Source organism: Rhizobium lusitanum, from assembly GCF_014189535.1.
Lineage (GTDB): Bacteria > Pseudomonadota > Alphaproteobacteria > Rhizobiales > Rhizobiaceae > Rhizobium > Rhizobium lusitanum_C.
The window spans coordinates 1900298-1918936 of sequence record NZ_CP050307.1 but is presented as its reverse complement, the minus strand read 5'-3'; the positions used below and the strand labels follow the sequence as shown (position 1 = coordinate 1918936).

Here is an 18639-nt window from a genome sequence, read left to right as displayed (position 1 = left end):
GGCTACCCGCACATAGTCCAGATAGCCGTTGATCGGACCTCGCAACGACAGCCCGCAGTTCGTTCAGTGCCGGAATCTCATCTTAATGGGCCGACAGGACGCCGTGGAGGCGCTTTTCCTGCCCGTCACGGCTGTTTCCGAATGGTGCCAACGGTCAGCCGACCGGTGCTCCCATCGGATAGCTTCACCTTCCCCGACGCTGACATGAGGTCCGGCGCTCTCGTGACCACGGCCTGCCCGGTGCGTCCGTCCGAGCATTTGACCGGAAGAGTAACTGTCGGGCGCCGATCCTTCAGGTCGTAGGCGCCGGAACATTTTACCGACCGCCGCGACGACGTGACAGAGAAGCGGCCGTTACCGCGCGACGCTATCGTGGAGCCTTTGAACGTCTCGCCCGAGTCCATTTTCGCCAAAAGCGGAAGAACGATCTCACCCTGTCTATCGCCCTGCGGCTTGCGTGGGCCAGAACCTGCAATTCTCAAAGCCCTCGCAATGCTTGGAGCCATAACACGGCTTGCGGCAAACTGAAGGTAGTCGTCGTAGGGGATGGCGCCCTTGGCGTAAGCGGTGAGGATTCGGCGGCAAAACTCGTAACGGACATTGGCCTGCGAAACGTCCATGAGCTTCGCAAGCTTCTCTTGTGCTTCCGGTGTAATGGCACCGTGGCTGCATTGATCGATATTCCAGTTGAGAGCCGCGGGATCGCTCAGTCGATTTCTATCATATTCGTACCCGCCCTTGCTTGCGAGCGGTGCGGCGTTTACCGACACGGAAAGAGCCGCCATGGTGATGGCGGCAAAAATCATAAGCTTTCTCATTTTGCCCCTTTTTCTCTTGGTATGCTTAGTGCCCGCGCATGATTTCGGTGAGATTTCAGCGACGGGCGAAAACAGATATTCCGAAATTCGACGCCTGCCGGTCCCGATTCCCCTATGGTTCCTAGCATCCCCTCATACGTGCATTATTGTCTGACGTTAATCGAGTCTTCTGGCTCGCTGGCGGCCATCTGCCGCCAGAGTGGTTCAAATATGCCTTGGCTTGCCTGCGAGACTTATTGCCGCCATTGGCTTCGGCCCAAAGCTGGATGTAGAAGTGCAAAAACGTCTCAACAGGAGATCTGATTCCGTGCGGTCGAGATATAATCTCTTGAGTGTCAAAAGGACTCTCAGCCTTTGCACCGTCGCCGTCATCCTCTCGGCATCGCCGCAATTATTTGCGGCTGGTCGACAAGCGGACATCCCGCTGTGGCTGACGCCTCATGTCGGCGAAGGCGACGGCCAAATAGCGTCTCCGGTCTTGCAGAGGGCGCGCGCGCTTTACAGGCGCAAAGTGAGTGAAGGCAAAGTCAGTAATCCTTGCTACTTCGCGATGGACGCCACGCGCCCGAACGATCTGGGCGATGGCAAATCGGGTGGCCGCTTTTACACCGTCTGCGAAGCCACCCAGACGTTTCGCGTCATTTCGTCCGGGCACGGCAGCGGCCGCGATTTGAAGGGCGTTGTTGATTTCGGCAACGGCAGAGAGTGTGCCCGGAACTTCGGCAATGCCATGGATTCGAACCTGACGGCCGGCGGCGCCTATATGACGGACGAGACGAAGACGACGTTCAAGGGCTACTACCGCGTCTCGGGAGCGAAAGACGCGGCCTTGCTTCGCTCCTTCATCCAATTTGATGGTGAGGGCGAAACGGCAAATGCGCGACAGCGCGCCATCGGCGGGCATGCGGCCGCGGTGGTGGCGGGCGTCTGCCTGAAGAAAAATCCGCAGAGCCCCTACGCAAACCGGGATGGATATGTTCCGCTTGGAAAGCTGGTGGAATATGCCGGCGGCCGCAGCGACGGCTGCACCAGCTGGACGGCATCGGACGCTAGCCAGATCCTCTCCATGGTGAAGGGCAATCCGACGACGCTCTACATCTATCCTGAGTCAGCCGACATAAACGCCGTCGCCAAAGCCGTGGCGAGCGGCCGTTCGCCATCGAAGGCCGGCCTGTATTGGAATGATTCCTGCCTGAAGGAAATCGGCGCTCCGAAGTTCTGGTCGAAAGAAACCCTGGAGCCGATCATTGCTCAGTACAAAATAGATCATCCGGCGCCGCCACCGCGGCCAATACCGATTTGCGACGCGCCATAAAGTTTGTTTCTCGGCGGGGTCTCCCGCTATGCATGGTCTCCATGGAAGCACATGTTCCAAAGAAGCGGCGACCCTGTCGAAATCAAGCTGTCTGAAAACGGTCCGAAGTGGGGGCTGTCGCTGCGGCGCTATGCGCCTGTGCCGTCCGGGTTCCAGGGAAGTGGCGGTTCAACGACGACCTGGAGACCACGCTTAACGAACGCGTCGCGTAATCGCATCGCAGATGTTGCCGTCACAGCCTGGGCCATCGGCAAATCTTGATCGACGACCAGGCGAGCCTGAATGACGCCAATTCCAAGAACCATCGAAACATCCAGGATCGTCTTTGAGCGCAGTCGATCGGCCCGATCCAGCCGCACCATATAGGCTGCCTCGTCAAACCTGGCATGATCTCTATTGGTCGTCGCAACAGTCCATCCGCAATTGTTGCAGGTAACATTAAGGCTCATGCCTTGGACACAGACGGTCAGTTCTTGGCCACATTCAGGACAACTCATCTTGAATAATTCGCATATCTCCGAGAGTGTGGGCAAGACGGCGGAAATTTCCGCCGGCGGATGGTGCAATCTAGTCGTCGGATGAGGGTGGGGAACTGCTATCTCGCGAACGAGGCGTCCCGATGACGAGCGTTCGGGCGATCACCCCATCAAGAATGACATGCAATGTCTTCACCAGGAATGCTTTCATCCCGCAGATCCTTTCTCAGGAGGTTGTCTCGGCTTTGGCGCGGACATAGTGCCGCCAGCCGCCGAAGTCCGTAATATCCAGCGCATCCGCGAGCGCATGGGCCTCGCAGAGAAAGCCCGACACCGCAGTGCCGTCATCCAGAGAAACCTTGCCGATGCCGAGCGGCGCGGGGATTTTCTGGACGAAGCGGCCGAAGGCTTCGGGTGATACCGCCCAGACCTCGACCTCCACGCCCTTGCCGGAAAAGCCCGGCTCGCGCAGCAATCCCGGCTTGGGCGGGACGGTTCCCGGCAATGCGAAGAGGCGGTAGTCACCCGCCGTTCGGCAGGTCTTCAGCTGGTATCCGCCCGAAGAGGTGAGCTCGTGGTTGAGTGGCATGCCGCTCAGATGCGCCCCGACGACGACGATCGGCACCGAGCCGTCCTCGGCACGCGGCACGCGGCTTGCCTCGGGGATCACGGCCGCGCGGTCCTTGCCCATTCCGGCATTGAGCACCCGATGCATGGCGTCGGCGAAGGGGGCGAGGGCATCATCGGTAAAGGCCGGGCCGATCAGCGTCACGCCGGCCGGCAGGTGGCCGTCCGCGTCGAAGCCGGCCGGGATGGCGATTGCCGCGCAATCGAGCAGGTTGACGAAGTTGGTGTATCGGCCGAAATGGCCGTTTTTCACGATCGGATCGGCGGTCATCTCTTCGACCGTATAGGTGGTCGGCGAGGTCGGCAGCATCAGGATATCCGCCTTCTCCCATTCTTGCGCGGTCTTCTGGCGCAACGCTTCGAGCTTGTATCTGCCCTCGAAGGCGTCGACCGCGTCATAGGCTTTCGCGCCCTCGATGATGGTGCGTACTGTGGGATCGAAATCACCGGCATTGGTGGCGAGAAAATCCTTCACCGCCGCCAGTCGTTCGGCGACCCAGGGGCCGTTGTAGAGCAATTCGGCCGCCTGCCGGAACGGTGCATAGTCGAAGGGAACGATGGTGGCGCCAAGGGAGCGCGCCCTTTTGATCGCGGCATCATAGAGAGCCTCGACGTGCTCGTTGCCGAAGAACTCCCGCTCGGCCCCGTCGAGCACGCCGATCCGCAGGCCCGAGGCGGGCAGGCGGGCGGGAGCCGCCTTGCGTGAGAACGGATCGGCGGCGTCATAGCCTTCCATCACCTTGCGGATCGCGACCCCGTCGCCGACGGTCGCTACAAAAATGGTGACGACGTCGACGCTGCGGCACGCCGGCACGACGCCGACATTCGGCACCAGTCCCGGTGTCGGCTTGATGCCGACGAGATTGTTGAAGGCCGCCGGCACGCGGCCGGAACCGGCCGTGTCGGTGCCGAGCGCGAAGCTCGCCAGGCCCGAGGCTGTGGCAACCGCCGAGCCGGAGCTGGAGCCGCCCGACACATAATCCTTGTCGAAGACCGAGCGCGGCGCCCCATGCGGCGAGCGTGTGCCGTTGAGGCCGGTGGCGAACTGGTCGAGATTGGTCTTGCCAATCACCAGCGCGCCGGCGGCCCTCAGCCGGGCCACCACCGTTGCGTCCTTGTCGGGGTGATAGGCAAAGGCCGGGCAGGCGGCCGTGGTCGGCAGACCCGCCACATCGATATTGTCCTTGACCGCGAAGGGGATGCCCCAAAGCGGCAGGCTGTTGGGATTGGGCGCCCGGACAATTAGCTCCTTGGCGGCGGCGCGCAAATCATCGTCCGGGGTTGGCGTAATGAAGATCGCCGGATCATCGGACGCCTTGCGGCGGATAATCACCTCCTCGACGAGATCGAGGGGCGATAATCCGGATGCATAGGCGGATTGCAGCGAAGTGAGATCGAGAATGGCAGGGAGCATCAGATTTCCTCCAGCACGACGAGGACATCGCCGGCTTTGACGTTGCGGCCGGGGCCTGCACGCAGATCGCGGACGCGGCCGGCGGCATGGGCGGTCACATTGATTTCCATCTTCATGGATTCGATGATGGCGAGCGTCTCGCCGGCCGCGACCGGCTGGCCCTCTTCGACGAGGATCTTCCAGACGTTGCCAGGCACGGCGCTTTCGACGCCGAAGCAGCCTTCGGGGATATCGCCCCCAAGCCCGGGACCGGTACCCTCGTCGACGACGAAACTGTCGAGGCCGAGATCCTTCCAGCGCTGGCGTTCGGCTTCGAAAGCCAATTGCTGCCTCGACTTGAAGGCGCCGATCGCTTCCGCGTTAGCGGCAAGGTCCGCCTCGTAGGCCGCATAGGAGAATTCACTCTCCTCGATTCGGATCGGATAGCCGCCATGCGGGAAGGCGGCGCGCGCCTCGGTCAGTTCCTCGTGGCTGACGGGGAAGAAGCGGATCTGGTCGAAGAAGTCGAGCAACCATGGCTTTTCCTTGGAAAAGACCGGTGTCTGGCGCCAGGTGTTCCAGACCTGGATCGTCCGGCCGAAGAGCTGATAGCCGCCGGGGCCTTCCATGCCGTAGATGCACATATAGGCGCCGCCGATGCCGACGGCGTTTTCCGGCGTCCATGTCCGGGCCGGATTGTACTTCGTCGTCACCAGCCGATGCCGGGGATCCATCGGTGTGGCGACCGGCGCGCCGAGATAGACGTCGCCGAGCCCGAGGACGAGATAGCTGGCGTCGAAGACGACGTCGCGCACCGCCTGTTCGTCGGCTAGGCCGTTGATGCGGCGGATGAACTCGATATTCGACGGGCACCAGGGCGCATTGGGGCGAACGAGCTCCTGATATTTGCGCATCGCAAGCTCGGCATCGGGATCGTTCCAGGAGAGCGGTAGATGTACGATCCGGCTAGGGACCTTCACCGCTTGGGCCGGCGGCAGGGAAGCTTCGATCTCGGCGAGCAGGCCAAGAAGACGCGTGCGGGTAAGGCCGGTTCCGTCATAATGGATCTGCAGCGACCGTATGCCGGGCGTGAGATCGACAAGCCCCGGAAGCTTCGCATCCTTGACCGCCTGCATCAGGAGATGCACGCGCAGGCGAAGCGCGATGTCGAGCTGCATGGGCCCGTATTCGACCAGCAGATTGTCGTCGCCCTGGCGGCGATAGACCACGGGGACAGGTCCCGCATCGCTGCTTCCGATAATCGCGGCACCGGCGTCAACGCCGATGCGCTTGACCACTGGCCCGGCGATTGGGTCTTCGGCGCGTTTCATCGCATGGAAGCGGATCTTGTCGCCCGGTTTGAACTGGCCCATCTTCCATTGCTCGTCGCGAGCAATCACCGCCGGGCAGACGAAGCCACCGAGGCTCGGGCCGTCGGGACCGAGGATGATCGGCATGTCGCCGGTAAAGTCGATTGCGCCGACCGCATAGGCATTGTCATGCAGGTTGGAAGGATGAAGCCCCGCCTCGCCGCCATCGGTGCGCGCCCATTTCGGCGCGGGGCCGATCAGGCGTATGCCGGTGCGGGCACTGTTGAAATGGACCTCGTACTCGGTCGCAAACAGCGTTTCGATATCTTTCTCCAGGAAGAAATCAGGAGCACCGTGCGGACCATAGAGCACACCAACCTCCCAACTGCGCGTGAGCAGGGCCGGTTCATGAGCCGGCTTCGATGCCGGCTGCGGAGCGCGGGCAAGCCGTAGCACATGTCCGGCGCGCAGCGTTCCCGTCGCATGGCCTCCGAATTGCCCCAGGCCGAAGGTTGCGCGCGAGCCAAGCACCTCCGGTGCAGAAAATCCGCCGGCGACGGCGAGATAGGCGCGCTGGCCGGCACCGGCGATCGCCGCGATTGCAAGCGTCTGGCCCGCCTTGACGAGGATTGCCGTGTCGTGTGGAACTGGCGTGCTGTCGAGCGTCATCGGCATTTGCGCGCCGGCAAGGGCGACCGTCACATCCGAGAAGAATTTCAGCATCGGGCCGGAGACGGTAAGCTCTAGCGCCGCCGTCTCGTCGGCGTTCCCGACCAGCCGGTTGGCATGGCGGAAGGATCGCTCGTCCATCGGCCCGCTTGGCGGCACCCCGACATGCCAGAGGCCCAGCCGTCCCGGCAGTTCCTGCAGGCTCGATTGGGCGCCCGGCGCGATCACCTCGACGACATCGGGCACGAAGGTGAAATCCTTGAGCGCTGTCGTCGCCACATTGCCGCTCGACAGCAGATCGGAAGCCGCAATTGCTTTCAGATAATCAAGATTGGTCTCGATCCCGGAAATTGCGCTGTCTTCGAGCGCTTTGCCGAGCGCCTTGATCGCGCCAGCGCGATCCTCGGCCTTGACGATCAGCTTGGCGAGCATCGGGTCGTAATAGGGGCTCACCTCCGTGCCCGTCTCGATCCAGCCGTCGACACGCACGTTTTCCGGAAAGACGACCTCGGTCAGCAGTCCAGCACTCGGCCTGAAGCCTGCATGCGGCATTTCGGCATAGATGCGCGCCTCGATGGCGGCACCCTTGGGAATGAGAGCCTCCTTGCCGGTGAGCACGTCTTCGCCGGCGGCCTGGCGGATCATCCATTCGACCAGATCGATGCCGAAGACGGCTTCGGTGACCGGATGCTCGACCTGCAGGCGGGTATTGACCTCGAGGAAGTAGAATTCCTCGCGTGCCGGATCGTAGATGAATTCGACCGTTCCCGCCGACTGGTAGTGAGCAGAGATACCGAGTGCGATGGCAGCGGTATGCAGGCTGGCCCGGACCGCGTCCGACAATCCCGGCGCCGGCGTCTCCTCGATCACCTTCTGGTTCCGGCGCTGCAACGAGCAGTCGCGTTCGCCAAGCGCGATCACCCGGCCATGGCCGTCGCCGAAGATCTGCACTTCGACATGGCGGGCCTTGGCGACGAAGCGTTCGAGATAGACGCGCGCGTCGCCGAAGCTTGCGCGCGCGGTGCGCTGCACGCTGTCGAAGACTGCTTTCAGGCTTTCGGGATCATCACAGAGCTGCATGCCGATGCCGCCGCCGCCGGCCGTCGATTTCAGCATCACCGGATAGCCGATGTCGGCAGCGGCGGTGAGTGCTGCGTCGCTCGTCTCCAGTAGTCCGCTGCCGGGCAGCAGCGGCACGCCGCTTTCGCGTGCCAGTTCGCGGGCCGTGTGCTTCAGCCCGAAAGCGGCGATGTTGCCGGGCGTAGGGCCGATGAAGGCGATACCCTCTTTCGCCAGCCGCTCCGCAAAGCCGATATTCTCCGAGAGGAAGCCATAGCCCGGATGCACGGCTTCGGCGCCGGTCGCCTTGCAGGCGGCGATGACGGCATCGACGTCGAGATAGCTTTCGGAGGCGGGCGCCGGGCCAAGCCTTACCGCCTCGTCCGCCATCAGCACCGCCTTGGAAAAGCGGTCGGCATCGGAATAGACGGCGACGGAGGCGATGCCCATACGCTGCAATGTCTTGATGATCCGGACGGCGATTTCACCCCGGTTTGCGATCAGAACCTTCTTGAACATGTCAGGCCTCGCTATCCCAGACCAGCACCCGGACCGGTGTCGGATCAAAACCGTTGCAGGGATTGTTGATCTGCGGGCAATTGGAGATGACCAGCAGCACGTCCATCTCCGCCTTCAGCTCGACATAGTCGCCCGGCGCGGAGATCCCGTCGACGATCGTCATCTTGCCGCTGGGTTCGATGGGCACGTTCATGAAGAAGTTGATATTCGGAACGACGTCGCGCTTGTTCATGCCGTGTTTGGAGACTTCGAGAACGAAATTGTCCCGGCAGGCGTGGAGATATCTAGTGCCGTGACCGAAGCGTACCGTGTTGCTCTCGCAGGAGCAGGCGCCGGCCGAGGTGTCGTGCCGGCCGCAACTGTCGGCGGTCATGGTCAGCATCACCCGGCCTTCGTTGGAGACAACTTTCGTGCCGGTCGAGATATAGGCCGCGCCCTGTTCGCGCATCGTATCCTGGTTGGAATATCGCTCGGAAAAATCCGTGGCATTATAGAACAGCGTGTCGATCGCCTGCTGGCCGTATGTGTCTTCGATGCGGACCGTCTGGCCTCTCCGGATCACGGTCGAGAACGGCGCCTCGGCGGCAATGAAGTGATCCTGCATGGTGTTTTCGAGTGTGCGGCCCGGAGCTGTCTGGATGAAATCAGTCATGGTCTTGCTCCCTCTCACATCGTCGCCAGTGTGTTGTTTTCAAAACCGCGTACAGCCTCGGCGGTCGCGGTCCGGCAAAGGTCGTCGTCGGCAAGCTTCGCCGCAGCCATGCGGGTGACGGTCACCGGGTTTGGCCGATAGGCGGGGTCCGGATCGAGCGGGTGCGGGCAGTTGGAAAAGCCGAGGATCATATCCATCTCGGCGCGCAGCTCGACATAGTCGTGCCCATGCAGAAGTTCTGGCTTCCATAGGAACGCGCCGTCCTGATCGACGCGGACCGGGGCAAAGAGCGCCAGCACGGACGGAATGTCGCGCTTGTCGAGCCCGGCCTTGGTGGCCAGCAGGATCAGGTTGTCGCGGGTATTGCGCGTGCCGTCTCCGTATTTCGCTGCGTTTGACGTGAAGGTGGAGCCGCCCATCAGCCCGTCATGGGCACCGGAGCTATCTTCCGTCACCGAAAACATCACTCGGCCCATGTCGGAGAAGATCACCCGGCCCTTGCCGAGAGCGGTGGTCCACTGCATCTTTACCGTATCGGGCAGGTTCAGCCGCTCGCTGGTGTCGGCAGCGCTCCAGGCCACGAGGGAGACCGTCGAGAAGCCATGATCGAGGCTGACGCGGAATATTTCGTTCTTCCTGATATGGGTCGACCAGTACCAGCCGCCCGGGATCACTTCGCGATGGATGATCTTGTCGGCCGCGATTTCAGGCGCCGGCAATAGGCTTGCTTCCGGCAGTGCCTTGGGCGCGAATTCGAGCCCCTTTCTTTGATGCTCTTCGTAGCGCGCGCGGTTGGCGGCTATGTCTTCCGGCGAACGTCTGACATGTGTCATGGCTGAATGTCTCCTGACGAAGCCAGGTCGTCCCGGCGGTGCCCCAGGGAAACAACCGGGCCGTCCCGGTCGGGGCTGAAGATCGATGGCTCACCGGCAAGGCGCGGCGGCCAGATGGAAATATCCTTGGTGATGGTCGCGCCGTAGCGTTCCTTTTCCTCAGGCCGATCGCGGCGGCGTTCGAAGGCGATGACCCGGCTTGCAAGCGTGAAGGCCTCGCGCATGTCATGGGTGACCATGACAACGGTCATCTGCGTTTCATTCCAGAGACGTTTCATCAGCGTGTGGATTTCGGCGCGAATGCCCGGATCGAGCGCGCCGAAAGGCTCGTCGAGCAGCAGCACCTTCGGTTTCATGATCAGCGCCTGGGCAAGCGCCAGGCGCTGCTGCATGCCGCCGGAAAGTTGCGCCGGATATTTGTCTTCCGCGCCGGCAAGGCCGACTTCGCCGATCAATTGCCGCGCCTCGGCGATGGCGTTGCGCCGTGCCGCGCCGAAGAGCTTGGCCTTGTGGCGCGCGCCGGAAAATTCCTTGCCGAGCAGCACATTGCCGAGCACGGTCAGATGCGGAAAGACGGAGTAGCGCTGGAAGACGACGCCGCGATCAGGACCAGGTTCCGCCGGCAGAAGCTCGCCATCGAGCAGGATCTGCCCTCTGGTTGGCTGTTCCTGACCGAGCAGCATACGCAGGAAGGTCGACTTGCCGCAGCCGGAAGGGCCAACAAGAGCAACGAAGGCGCGCGACGCGACGGTTAGCGAGATATCCTCGAGCACGATCTGGTCGCCATATTCCTTCCAGACATTTTCGATCCTGAGTTCGCTCATGCCCTCTTCTCCAGTTCCGACCAGGGAAAGACGGCGATGCGGATGCGGTCGAGGATGTAGTTCGTCAGCACGGCAAGCAGTGTGATCCAGACGACATAGGGAAAGATGATATCCATCGAGAGATAGCGGCGGACGAGGAAGATGCGGTAGCCGAGACCTGAATCCGACGAGATCGCCTCGGCCGCGATCAGGAACAACCAGGCGGGGCCGAGCTGCAGCCTGAGGCAGGTGATCAGCCGCGGCAGGATCTGCGGCAGCACGACGCGCAGGGCGATCTGCCAGGAGGAACCGCCAAGCGTCTCGGCCTTGACGATCTGCTCGCGCGGCAATTCCAGCGCCTTCAGCGCCAAGTCGCGGACCATCGTCGGTGCGACGCCGATCACGATCAGGGCGATCTTCGAGGTCTCGCCGAGACCCATGACGATGAAGAGGATTGGCAGCAGCGCCAGTGGCGGCACCATGGAGATGACGGCGACGAAGGGGGCGAGTAGCGCCCTGAGATAAGGCAGCATGCCGATAAGCATGCCGATCAAAAGGGCTGTCAGCGTGGAGATGCCAAGGCCGGCGAAAAGCCGGATCAAGCTTGCCCAGGTGTCCGACCAGAGCAGGTACTCGCCGGTGCGCTGATCGGCGATGAAGGCCATACGGTCGATCGCCTGGACGAAGCCGGAGAGATTGGGCAGCAGCTTGTCATTGGCGTTTTCCGCCAGCCGCGCCGTCGATCCGAAGACATAGGCGACGACGATCAGGACAAAGGGCAGCAGCATCAGTGCAAACTGCGCACCCCGGCTCGGCTTGGTGTTGATCCAACGCATGAGGAAAGCTCCGCTGATGAAGGAATGAGGCGGCGCGTTTTTTCCACGCCGCCGGTCGAACTTCGCTCAGAGCGCGCCGTCAGCGGCCGCCTTCATGTAGGTCTCGGTGAAGCGCAGCTTGACGTTGCCGCTGTCGCCGAGGACCTTGCCATCCGGCATCTCGATGCCGATGACATCAGCCGACGCCGCGCCACTGCCCAGCAGCCCCTTCTGGAAGAGGAAGTTGCGCACGAGATCCATCGTCTTCGGAAGGCTCGACGACGCTGTGAAGGCAACGGCGTCGGCGGGTTTGTCGAAGAGCTTGGTCGCGGCGATCTGCGCTTCGAAGCCCTTGATGTCGGTGCCGGAAGCCGCCCCCATCGTCTCGCGTGCGGCCTTGCCGTCCGCCGTGTCTGCCTTCATGAGCGCCGCCGTCTCATACCAGATGCCGGCCAGTGCCTTGCCGAAGTTCGGATTGTCCTTGAGCACAGTGCTATTGGCGACCATCAGGTCGATGATTTCGCCAGGCACTTGCGAGCTGTCGAAGACCTTCTTGGCGGTGGGATCCTCAAGGATGGTGGAAACCAGCGGGTTCCAGGTGACAACGGCGGAAACGTCCGGCGTCTTGTAGGCGGCGACCATGTCGGCGTCGGAGGTGTTGACCACCTTCACGTCGCGCTCGCTGAGCTTGATGCTTTCCAGTGCGCGGGCGAGCAGATAATGCGAGACGGAATATTCGACCAGGTTGATGGTCTGGCCCTTGATGTCTGCAAGGCTAGCCTTGTCCTTGAGGATGACGGCGTCATTGCCGTTCGAAAAGTCGCCGACGATGACGGCGGTCGTATCGACGCCGCCGGCGGCCGGAATGGAAAGGCCGTCCATGTTGGTGAGTGTCACGGCATCGAAGGCGCCGGCCGTATATTGGTTCATCGACTCGACGTAGTCGTTGAACTGGGTCACGTCGATTTTGATGCCGTATTTGTCGGCCCATTTCTTGACGATGCCATGATCGGCGGCATAGCCCCAGGGCATCCAGCCGACATAGATCGACCAGGCAACCTTGAACTCGGTCTTCTGCGCGGCATCGGCGGAAGAGCCAGCGCCCAGCATCAACGAGGCGGTCAAGGCAGTGATGGAAAGAAGCTTCGAAAAAGTTTGCATTGAAATTCCCCTTTTGCTTTTTATCAAAAAGGGATCGGCAAAGACCATCGCGCCGCCAATCCCTTGGCTTACGAGGTCTCCCGGGCTTTTGTCCCGCCGTGCATCCGGTGGGATTTCTCCCCCAACCGGCGGCAGCTCTCGGACCAGCACGCTTTTTAAAGCGCCGGAACCCTAGCCACCAACTCAGCTATTTCAGAAGCAAGGGGTGTGCCAATTTATAAGCTGTTGATTTTTATGAAGGTGATCCGCCAGTGGAGCCTTGATTGCCCACGCTTGATGGCAGTTGCCCAATATTTGAGCGGCGATCGGTGGTTTTCGCAGGCACGTATGTGACTGCGAAAGACCCGATGGCGCTAGAGGTCGGCCAATCAAACCGAGCTTTGGCGTTTTGCCTCGCGGAAGGAAACGAGCCGGTTGGTTTTTTCGTCCCAAAGGACAAGTTTGACGCAGCGCAGGCTGTCCATAAGCGTGATGCGGCTGACATTTCCCAACTCGGGATGGTCGCGCAGCACTTCAGGCAGGCGGTAGTACGGCACCCGGCTCGACAGATGATGCACATGATGAATGCCGATATTGCCGGTAAGCCATCTCAGCACCAGCGGCAGGTCATAGTGAGATGCGCCGTGCATGGCGGCGTGTTGAAACTTCCACTCCGGCGGCTTCGACCAATGCGTTTCCTCGAACTGGTGCTGGATGTAGAAGAGCCAGACACCGGCGGCGCCCGCCAACAAGACGATCGGAAGATGGACCAGCAGAAATGGAACGACGCCGACCGCCCAGATCAGTAGCGCGGCAATGACAGCGACTGCGAGATTGGTGGCCATGGTCGATATCCACGGAACGGGGCCTGAGCGCATCATGCCAAAGGGCAGCCGCTGCTTCAAAAGGAAGACCCAGATGGGTCCGATGCCGAACAGGACCAGCGGATGCCGGTAAAGCCTGTAGCCTAGCCGTCCCCACCAGGACTGCGCATTGTATTCGGCAACGGTGAGGGTCGTGATATCGCCGATGCCGCGCTCGTCGAGATTACCGGCGGTGGCGTGATGTTGCGCATGCGCCCGGCGCCAATAGTCGTAGGGTGTCAGGGTCAGCACCCCGATCGCGCGTCCGGTCCAGTCATCGATGCGGCGGCGCGCGAAAAAGGAACCGTGACCGCAATCATGCTGGATCGCGAACAGCCGCAGCAGAAATGCGGCGGCGGGGATCACCAAGATCAGGCCGTACCAGACACCATAGTGAACGGCCGCCCATGAGGCGGCCCACAGGATGGCAAACGGAACGGCGGTCACTGCAAGTTCGAATGTGCTGCGCCCGGCGTGCGGATTGCGATATTTCGAAAGAACCTTGAGCCAAGCCTTGTCGCCAGCGTTCTCAAAGGTGGACGTAGCATTCATTGTGGTTGGTCTACCTTCTGTGCGGACGGGGCAAGCGCTGCGGCGCTGCGGAAATAATGTTCGGCATGCTGATAATAGTTTTCGGCTTCGATGCAATCTCCCGCCAACGCCTTTTCGCGGGCAAGCGCAATATAATGATCGTAGCGTTGTTTTGCGCTTCGAGCCATGTCGGCAGATCCACGCAAATCGGTATTTGCCGATCTTTTCGAGTGGATACTGCGGGACTGTGGTCTATTCATGAGCGTGTTTCAAGCCGGCGATGCGACCTGCTCCTAAAGGTGGGGATGCGAGGCAATGGAATTGCCGTCAATCAATCAGATCAGCGATGACCCTCGGCAATACTTCGTGGCTGCATCCGGTGGGTATCTTCAATTCAGAAGTGTTCTTCATGTGATCCGTAAGCGACCAAGCGAACCCGGCTGCATTCATTTTGGGATTGTGAGATGAAGAGCGGCATCGAAAATTCGGTGGCGATTAAAATGTCATATCACCTTATGTGCTTCTCTTGGAGCACGGACAGCCAACTCAATCATTCGAGATACTAAATCGATACCGCTGCAATGTGGCTGTTTCAAGTTCAATGACGAGAGCGTTTGCATTGACAAAAAGCGCCGACAACGGATCAATACCGGTCAACCCAACCCGAAATACGACGGTCTCATCGAAGGATTATCCATGGCGCATTCACTCAAGACCCAGACCGCTCCCGGTGCCGGAGGGCCAAATCAGCCGACCCTCGACTCCGAGGAAGTCTGGCAGGCGCGCGTCGATCTTGCAGCCTGTTTCCGCATGGCTGCCAGACATGGGTTGGAGGAAGGTATCTGCAATCATTTCTCTGCGGTCGTGCCGGGATATGACGACTTGTTCCTCGTCAATCCTTATGGCTATGCCTTTCGGGAGCTGACGGCATCCATGCTGCTGATTTGCGACTTCCATGGCAATGTCGTCTCAGGGACCGGTCAGCCGGAAGCGACGGCGTTCTATATCCACGCCCGTATCCACAAGAACGTTCCGCGGGCCAAAGTCGCTTTCCACACGCACATGCCCTACGCCACCGCGCTCTCGATGACAGAAGGAGAGCCGCTCATCTTCGCCGGGCAGACGGCATTGAAATTCTACGGCAGGACTGCGTTTGACAGGAACTACAATGGTCTGGCGCTGGATGAGCGGGAAGGCGACCGTATCGCCTCAACGATCGGGGATGCGGACATCGTCTTCATGAAGCATCATGGGGTCATGGTGCTTGCTCCCAATATCGCCGAGGCCTGGGATGATCTCTATTATCTCGAGCGGGCTTGCCAGGTTCAGACGCTTGCCCTTTCGACTGGAAGAGAGGTTATTGCGGTTGATCCCGCCATCGCGGAAGCGGCTTACCGCCAGATGCGAGAGGGTGACCCGGAATCCGCTCGTCTCCACCTTGAGGCAATTAAGCGCACGCTCGATGTGGAAGCACCACACTATCGAGATTGATACCTATTTCGCCCGCTGCAGCATGCCGAAGAGATCGCGCGGATCGTCGGGGTCGGCGATGATGTCGAGGTCCTGGTAGAAGCCTGTGCCCTTAAGCCGGTCGCGGACATAGCGGAGCGCTGAGAAATCCTCGACCGCGAAGCCGACGCTGTCGAAGAGGGTAATCTGGCTGGTATCGCGGCGCCCCTCCGCCTGCCCCGTGATGACCTTCCACAGTTCCCTGACGGGGTAGTCCGGTTCCATCTGCTGGATCTCGCCCTCGATGCGTGTCTGTGGCGGATATTCGACGAAGGTGTCGGTGCGCAGCAGGATATCGCGATGCAGTTCGGTCTTGCCGGGGCAGTCGCCGCCGATGGCGTTGATATGGACGCCGGCGCCGATCATGTTGTCGGTGAGGATCGTCGCACATTGCTTGTCGGCGGTGCAGGTGGTGATGATGTCGGCGCCTTCGATCGCGGATTGCGACGAGGTACAGGAGACGACCGTCAATCCGGTGCCTGAGAGGTTGCGCACCGTCTTTGCCGTCGCCAGCGGATCGATATCGAAGAGCCTGATGTGATCGATGCCGCATACGGCTTTCATGGCGAGCGCCTGAAACTCCGCCTGCGCGCCATTGCCGATCATCGCCATGGTGCGCGCGCCCTTGGGCGCCAGGTATCGTGCTGCCATGGCCGAGGTGGCGGCGGTGCGAAGTGCTGTCAGCAGCGTCATTTCCGTCAACAGCACCGGATAGCCGGTCGAGACTTCCGCGAGCAGGCCGAAGGCGGTGACGGTCTGCAGGCCCTGCGCCATGTTCTTCGGATGGCCGTTCACATATTTGAAGCTGTAGATCTCGCCGTTCGAGGTCGGCATCAGCTCGATCACGCCCTCGCGGGAATGGGAGGCGACACGCGGTGTCTTGTCGAACAGTTCCCAGCGGCGGAAATCAGCCTCGATGACGTCGGTAAGTTCGGCAAGCAGCGTCTCCAGCCCGATATGGTGGACGAGCCGCATCATGTTCTCGACGCTCACGAAGGGAACGAAGGCTTTTTCCGATGGAAGGGGCGACGACATCACGAATTCCTCTGGCGCTGGGCTGCTAGAGAAAGGCTAGCGTTCCCAGGCGTTGGCCGAAAGCGCAAAACTGTGCTAATTCCGGTAGCTGCTTATACAATTTGTTCAGTCAGATTGTGCAAATTTATCAGCCTGGAGTGGCAAGCATGAATGTCGCGAAATATTCGCCCGATGATCTGGACCGCCGCATCATCGGTCATCTCCGCGCCGACGGACGTGCCTCCCTGACCAAGCTTTCCGACGCGCTCGGCGTTGCGCGCGGCACCGTGCAGAACAGGCTGGACCGTCTGATGGAGACGGGCACGCTGCTCGGCTTCACGGTGCGGGTGAGGGAGGATTACGATCTGAGCGCCGTGCATGCGGTGATGATGATCGAGGTTGTCGGAAAATCGACGACACAGGTTATTCGCAGGCTGCGCGGTCTGACGGAGATTTCCGCCCTGCATACGACCAACGGCAACTGGGATCTCGTCGCCAATATCCGCGCGGCGAGCCTTGCGGATTTCGACCGCGTTTTGCGCGAAGTGCGCATGATCGATGGGGTTGCCAACAGCGAGACGAGCCTTTTGCTGAGCAGCGTTTGATCGGATTTCTCGGATCTGGTGGTCAATGCCGGGCCATTCACGCGGCTTTTAGAACTTGCTGAACTGCGGTGTTTCGGCGGCGGTTGCGATAATACGGCTTGCTCACGCCCTGTCATGCAGACATTGTGCTTGAAATCGGCCTCTGGCCGTATGATGACGTAGCATAGATATCGGTGGGGCGCGGCACGGGAGGCTGCATCGCCGGTTGGGAGGGACCGAACTGACGATCCACTCGGAGTGCCCAAAAGCTTCGCAATGAAGCCCGGGCTCTCCTTAACCGATAGATTTGCCTCCCCATGCCTTTTACGACGACGATCGAGAATACGGTCTTCCGCTTTGGCGATTTGAAGGATCTTCTCGCCAAGGCGACGCCGGAGCGCTCCGGTGATCAGCTTGCGGGCATCGCCGCCTCAGGCCCGGTCGAGCGTCTGGCCGCGCAAATGGCGCTGGCCGATCTGCCACTGAAAGCATTTCTCGCCGAGGAAGTGATCTCGTCCGACGATGACGAGGTGTCGGCGCTGATTGCCGCGCGCCACGACGCGGCAGCCTTTGCACCGATCTCGTCTCTCACGGTTGGCGAATTCCGCGAGTGGCTCTTGAAGCCTGAGACTGGACAGCGGGCGCTCGAGGCGGTCACCTATGGCGTGACGCCGGAGATGGTGGCGGCGGTGTCGAAGATCATGCGGTTGCAGGATCTGATCTCGGTTGCGGCCAAGCGCGAAGTCGTCACTCGTTTCCGCAACACGATTGGCCTGCGCGGACGGCTATCGACGCGCAACCAGCCGAACCATCCGACCGACGACAGCCGCGGGATTGCCGCCTCCGCCATAGACGGATTGCTGATGGGGTCGGGCGATGCGGTGATCGGCGTCAATCCGGCGACCGACAGCGTCGAGGACTATATCCGCATCGTTTCCCTGCTCGACGAGCTGCGCGAGCGGCTGGCGATCCCGACGCAGACATGCTGTCTCGGGCATGTGACCACGGCGATCAGGGCCATCGAAGCTGGCGCGCCGGTCGATCTCGTCTTCCAGTCGGTTGCCGGCTCACAAAAGGCGAATGCCGGTTTCGGCATCGATCTTTCGCTGCTGAAGGAAGCCTATGAAGCCGGCCGTTCGCTGAAGCGCGGCATGCCCGGCGCCAACGTCATGTATTTCGAGACCGGGCAGGGGGCGGCTCTGTCCGCCGACGCGCATTTCGGCGTCGACCAGCAGACGATGGAAGTGCGGGCCTATGCGGTTGCCCGCGAATTCGATCCGATGCTGATCAATACGGTCGTCGGCTTCATCGGGCCGGAATATCTCTTCAACGGCAAGCAGATCATCCGGGCGGGGCTCGAGGACCATTTCTGTGGCAAGCTTCTTGGTCTGCCGATGGGTGTGGACGTCTGTTACACCAATCATGCCGACGCCGATCAGGAGGACATGGATACGCTCCTGACGCTGCTGTGCGCCGCCAACGTGAACTTCGTCATCACGGTGCCGGGCGCCGATGACATCATGCTCAACTATCAGTCCCTTGCCCATCACGACGCCATTTACTGCCGCGAAACGCTGAACCGTGCGCCGGCGCCGGAATTCGAACGTTGGCTCTGCGACATCGGGCTGACCGATAGGGCGGGTGCCCTGGTCGGAGCGCCGGCGATGCTGACCGACTATTTCTCCAGTTCAAACCTTGTTGGAGCCTGA

Annotated in this window: 16 protein-coding genes and 1 riboswitch; of the genes, 4 read left to right on the top strand and 12 right to left on the bottom strand. The window is 61.0% G+C overall.

Features of this window, described 5'->3' with window-relative positions:
• Positions 1 to 125 precede the first annotated feature (125 nt).
• Complete coding sequence (locus HB780_RS11865) at positions 126 to 818, bottom strand: hypothetical protein (protein ID WP_183687943.1); 693 nt, start codon at positions 816 to 818, stop codon at positions 126 to 128.
• Positions 819 to 1125: 307 nt separating this feature from the next.
• Here HB780_RS11865 and HB780_RS11860 point away from each other — a divergent pair, with 307 nt between their 5' ends.
• Positions 1126 to 2133 carry a hypothetical protein gene (locus HB780_RS11860; RefSeq protein WP_183687942.1) on the top strand — a complete coding sequence of 336 codons (1008 nt, stop codon included), beginning with the start codon at positions 1126 to 1128 and terminating at the stop codon, positions 2131 to 2133.
• A gap of 128 nt (positions 2134 to 2261) precedes the next feature.
• Here HB780_RS11860 and HB780_RS11855 read toward each other — a convergent pair whose 3' ends face one another.
• From HB780_RS11855 to HB780_RS11810, 10 genes are all read right to left on the bottom strand, one after another.
• Positions 2262 to 2495: a hypothetical protein gene (locus HB780_RS11855; RefSeq protein ID WP_183687941.1), complete on the bottom strand. Its 234-nt coding sequence runs from the start codon at positions 2493 to 2495 to the stop codon at positions 2262 to 2264.
• A gap of 340 nt (positions 2496 to 2835) precedes the next feature.
• Positions 2836 to 4650, bottom strand: a complete 1815-nt coding sequence (gene atzF / locus HB780_RS11850; protein ID WP_183687940.1) for an allophanate hydrolase — start codon at positions 4648 to 4650, stop codon at positions 2836 to 2838.
• Positions 4650 to 8186 (bottom strand): urea carboxylase, encoded by a 3537-nt coding sequence (gene uca / locus HB780_RS11845; protein ID WP_183687938.1) that lies wholly within the window; start codon positions 8184 to 8186, stop codon positions 4650 to 4652. The genes atzF and uca overlap by 1 nt, the downstream gene beginning before the upstream one ends.
• 1 nt (position 8187) lies before the next feature.
• Positions 8188 to 8838: an urea amidolyase associated protein UAAP2 gene (locus HB780_RS11840; RefSeq protein ID WP_183687936.1), complete on the bottom strand. Its 651-nt coding sequence runs from the start codon at positions 8836 to 8838 to the stop codon at positions 8188 to 8190.
• A gap of 14 nt (positions 8839 to 8852) precedes the next feature.
• Complete coding sequence (locus tag HB780_RS11835) at positions 8853 to 9671, bottom strand: urea amidolyase associated protein UAAP1 (RefSeq protein ID WP_183687934.1); 819 nt, start codon at positions 9669 to 9671, stop codon at positions 8853 to 8855.
• Positions 9668 to 10495, bottom strand: a complete 828-nt coding sequence (locus HB780_RS11830) for an ABC transporter ATP-binding protein (RefSeq protein ID WP_183687933.1) — start codon at positions 10493 to 10495, stop codon at positions 9668 to 9670. The genes HB780_RS11835 and HB780_RS11830 overlap by 4 nt, the downstream gene beginning before the upstream one ends.
• Positions 10492 to 11310, bottom strand: a complete 819-nt coding sequence (locus HB780_RS11825; protein WP_183687931.1) for an ABC transporter permease — start codon at positions 11308 to 11310, stop codon at positions 10492 to 10494. Before HB780_RS11825 ends, HB780_RS11830 begins: the two co-directional genes overlap by 4 nt.
• A 66-nt stretch (positions 11311 to 11376) precedes the next feature.
• Positions 11377 to 12450, bottom strand: a complete 1074-nt coding sequence (locus HB780_RS11820) for a putative urea ABC transporter substrate-binding protein (protein ID WP_183687929.1) — start codon at positions 12448 to 12450, stop codon at positions 11377 to 11379.
• A 75-nt stretch (positions 12451 to 12525) separates the two neighbouring features.
• Positions 12526 to 12636, bottom strand: a riboswitch (guanidine-I (ykkC/yxkD leader).
• Between the two features lie 182 nt (positions 12637 to 12818).
• The gene (locus tag HB780_RS11815; protein ID WP_183687928.1) at positions 12819 to 13844 is read right to left on the bottom strand and encodes a fatty acid desaturase; all 1026 of its coding nucleotides are present in this window, start codon (positions 13842 to 13844) and stop codon (positions 12819 to 12821) included.
• On the bottom strand, positions 13841 to 14083 hold the full coding sequence (locus HB780_RS11810) for a DUF4167 domain-containing protein (protein ID WP_183687926.1): 243 nt from the start codon (positions 14081 to 14083) through the stop codon (positions 13841 to 13843). Before HB780_RS11810 ends, HB780_RS11815 begins: the two co-directional genes overlap by 4 nt.
• A gap of 436 nt (positions 14084 to 14519) precedes the next feature.
• Between HB780_RS11810 and HB780_RS11805 the strand changes: the two genes are divergently transcribed.
• Positions 14520 to 15314, top strand: coding sequence for an aldolase (locus tag HB780_RS11805; RefSeq protein ID WP_183687924.1), 795 nt, complete (start codon positions 14520 to 14522; stop codon positions 15312 to 15314).
• 3 nt (positions 15315 to 15317) lie between these two features.
• On the opposite strand, the gene HB780_RS11800 is transcribed toward HB780_RS11805, so the two are convergent.
• Positions 15318 to 16367 carry an ornithine cyclodeaminase gene (locus HB780_RS11800; protein WP_183687923.1) on the bottom strand — a complete coding sequence of 350 codons (1050 nt, stop codon included), beginning with the start codon at positions 16365 to 16367 and terminating at the stop codon, positions 15318 to 15320.
• 146 nt (positions 16368 to 16513) lie between these two features.
• Between HB780_RS11800 and HB780_RS11795 the strand changes: the two genes are divergently transcribed.
• Complete coding sequence (locus tag HB780_RS11795; RefSeq protein WP_153363119.1) at positions 16514 to 16951, top strand: Lrp/AsnC family transcriptional regulator; 438 nt, start codon at positions 16514 to 16516, stop codon at positions 16949 to 16951.
• Between the two features lie 296 nt (positions 16952 to 17247).
• Positions 17248 to 18639, top strand: a complete 1392-nt coding sequence (locus HB780_RS11790; RefSeq protein WP_183687921.1) for an ethanolamine ammonia-lyase subunit EutB — start codon at positions 17248 to 17250, stop codon at positions 18637 to 18639.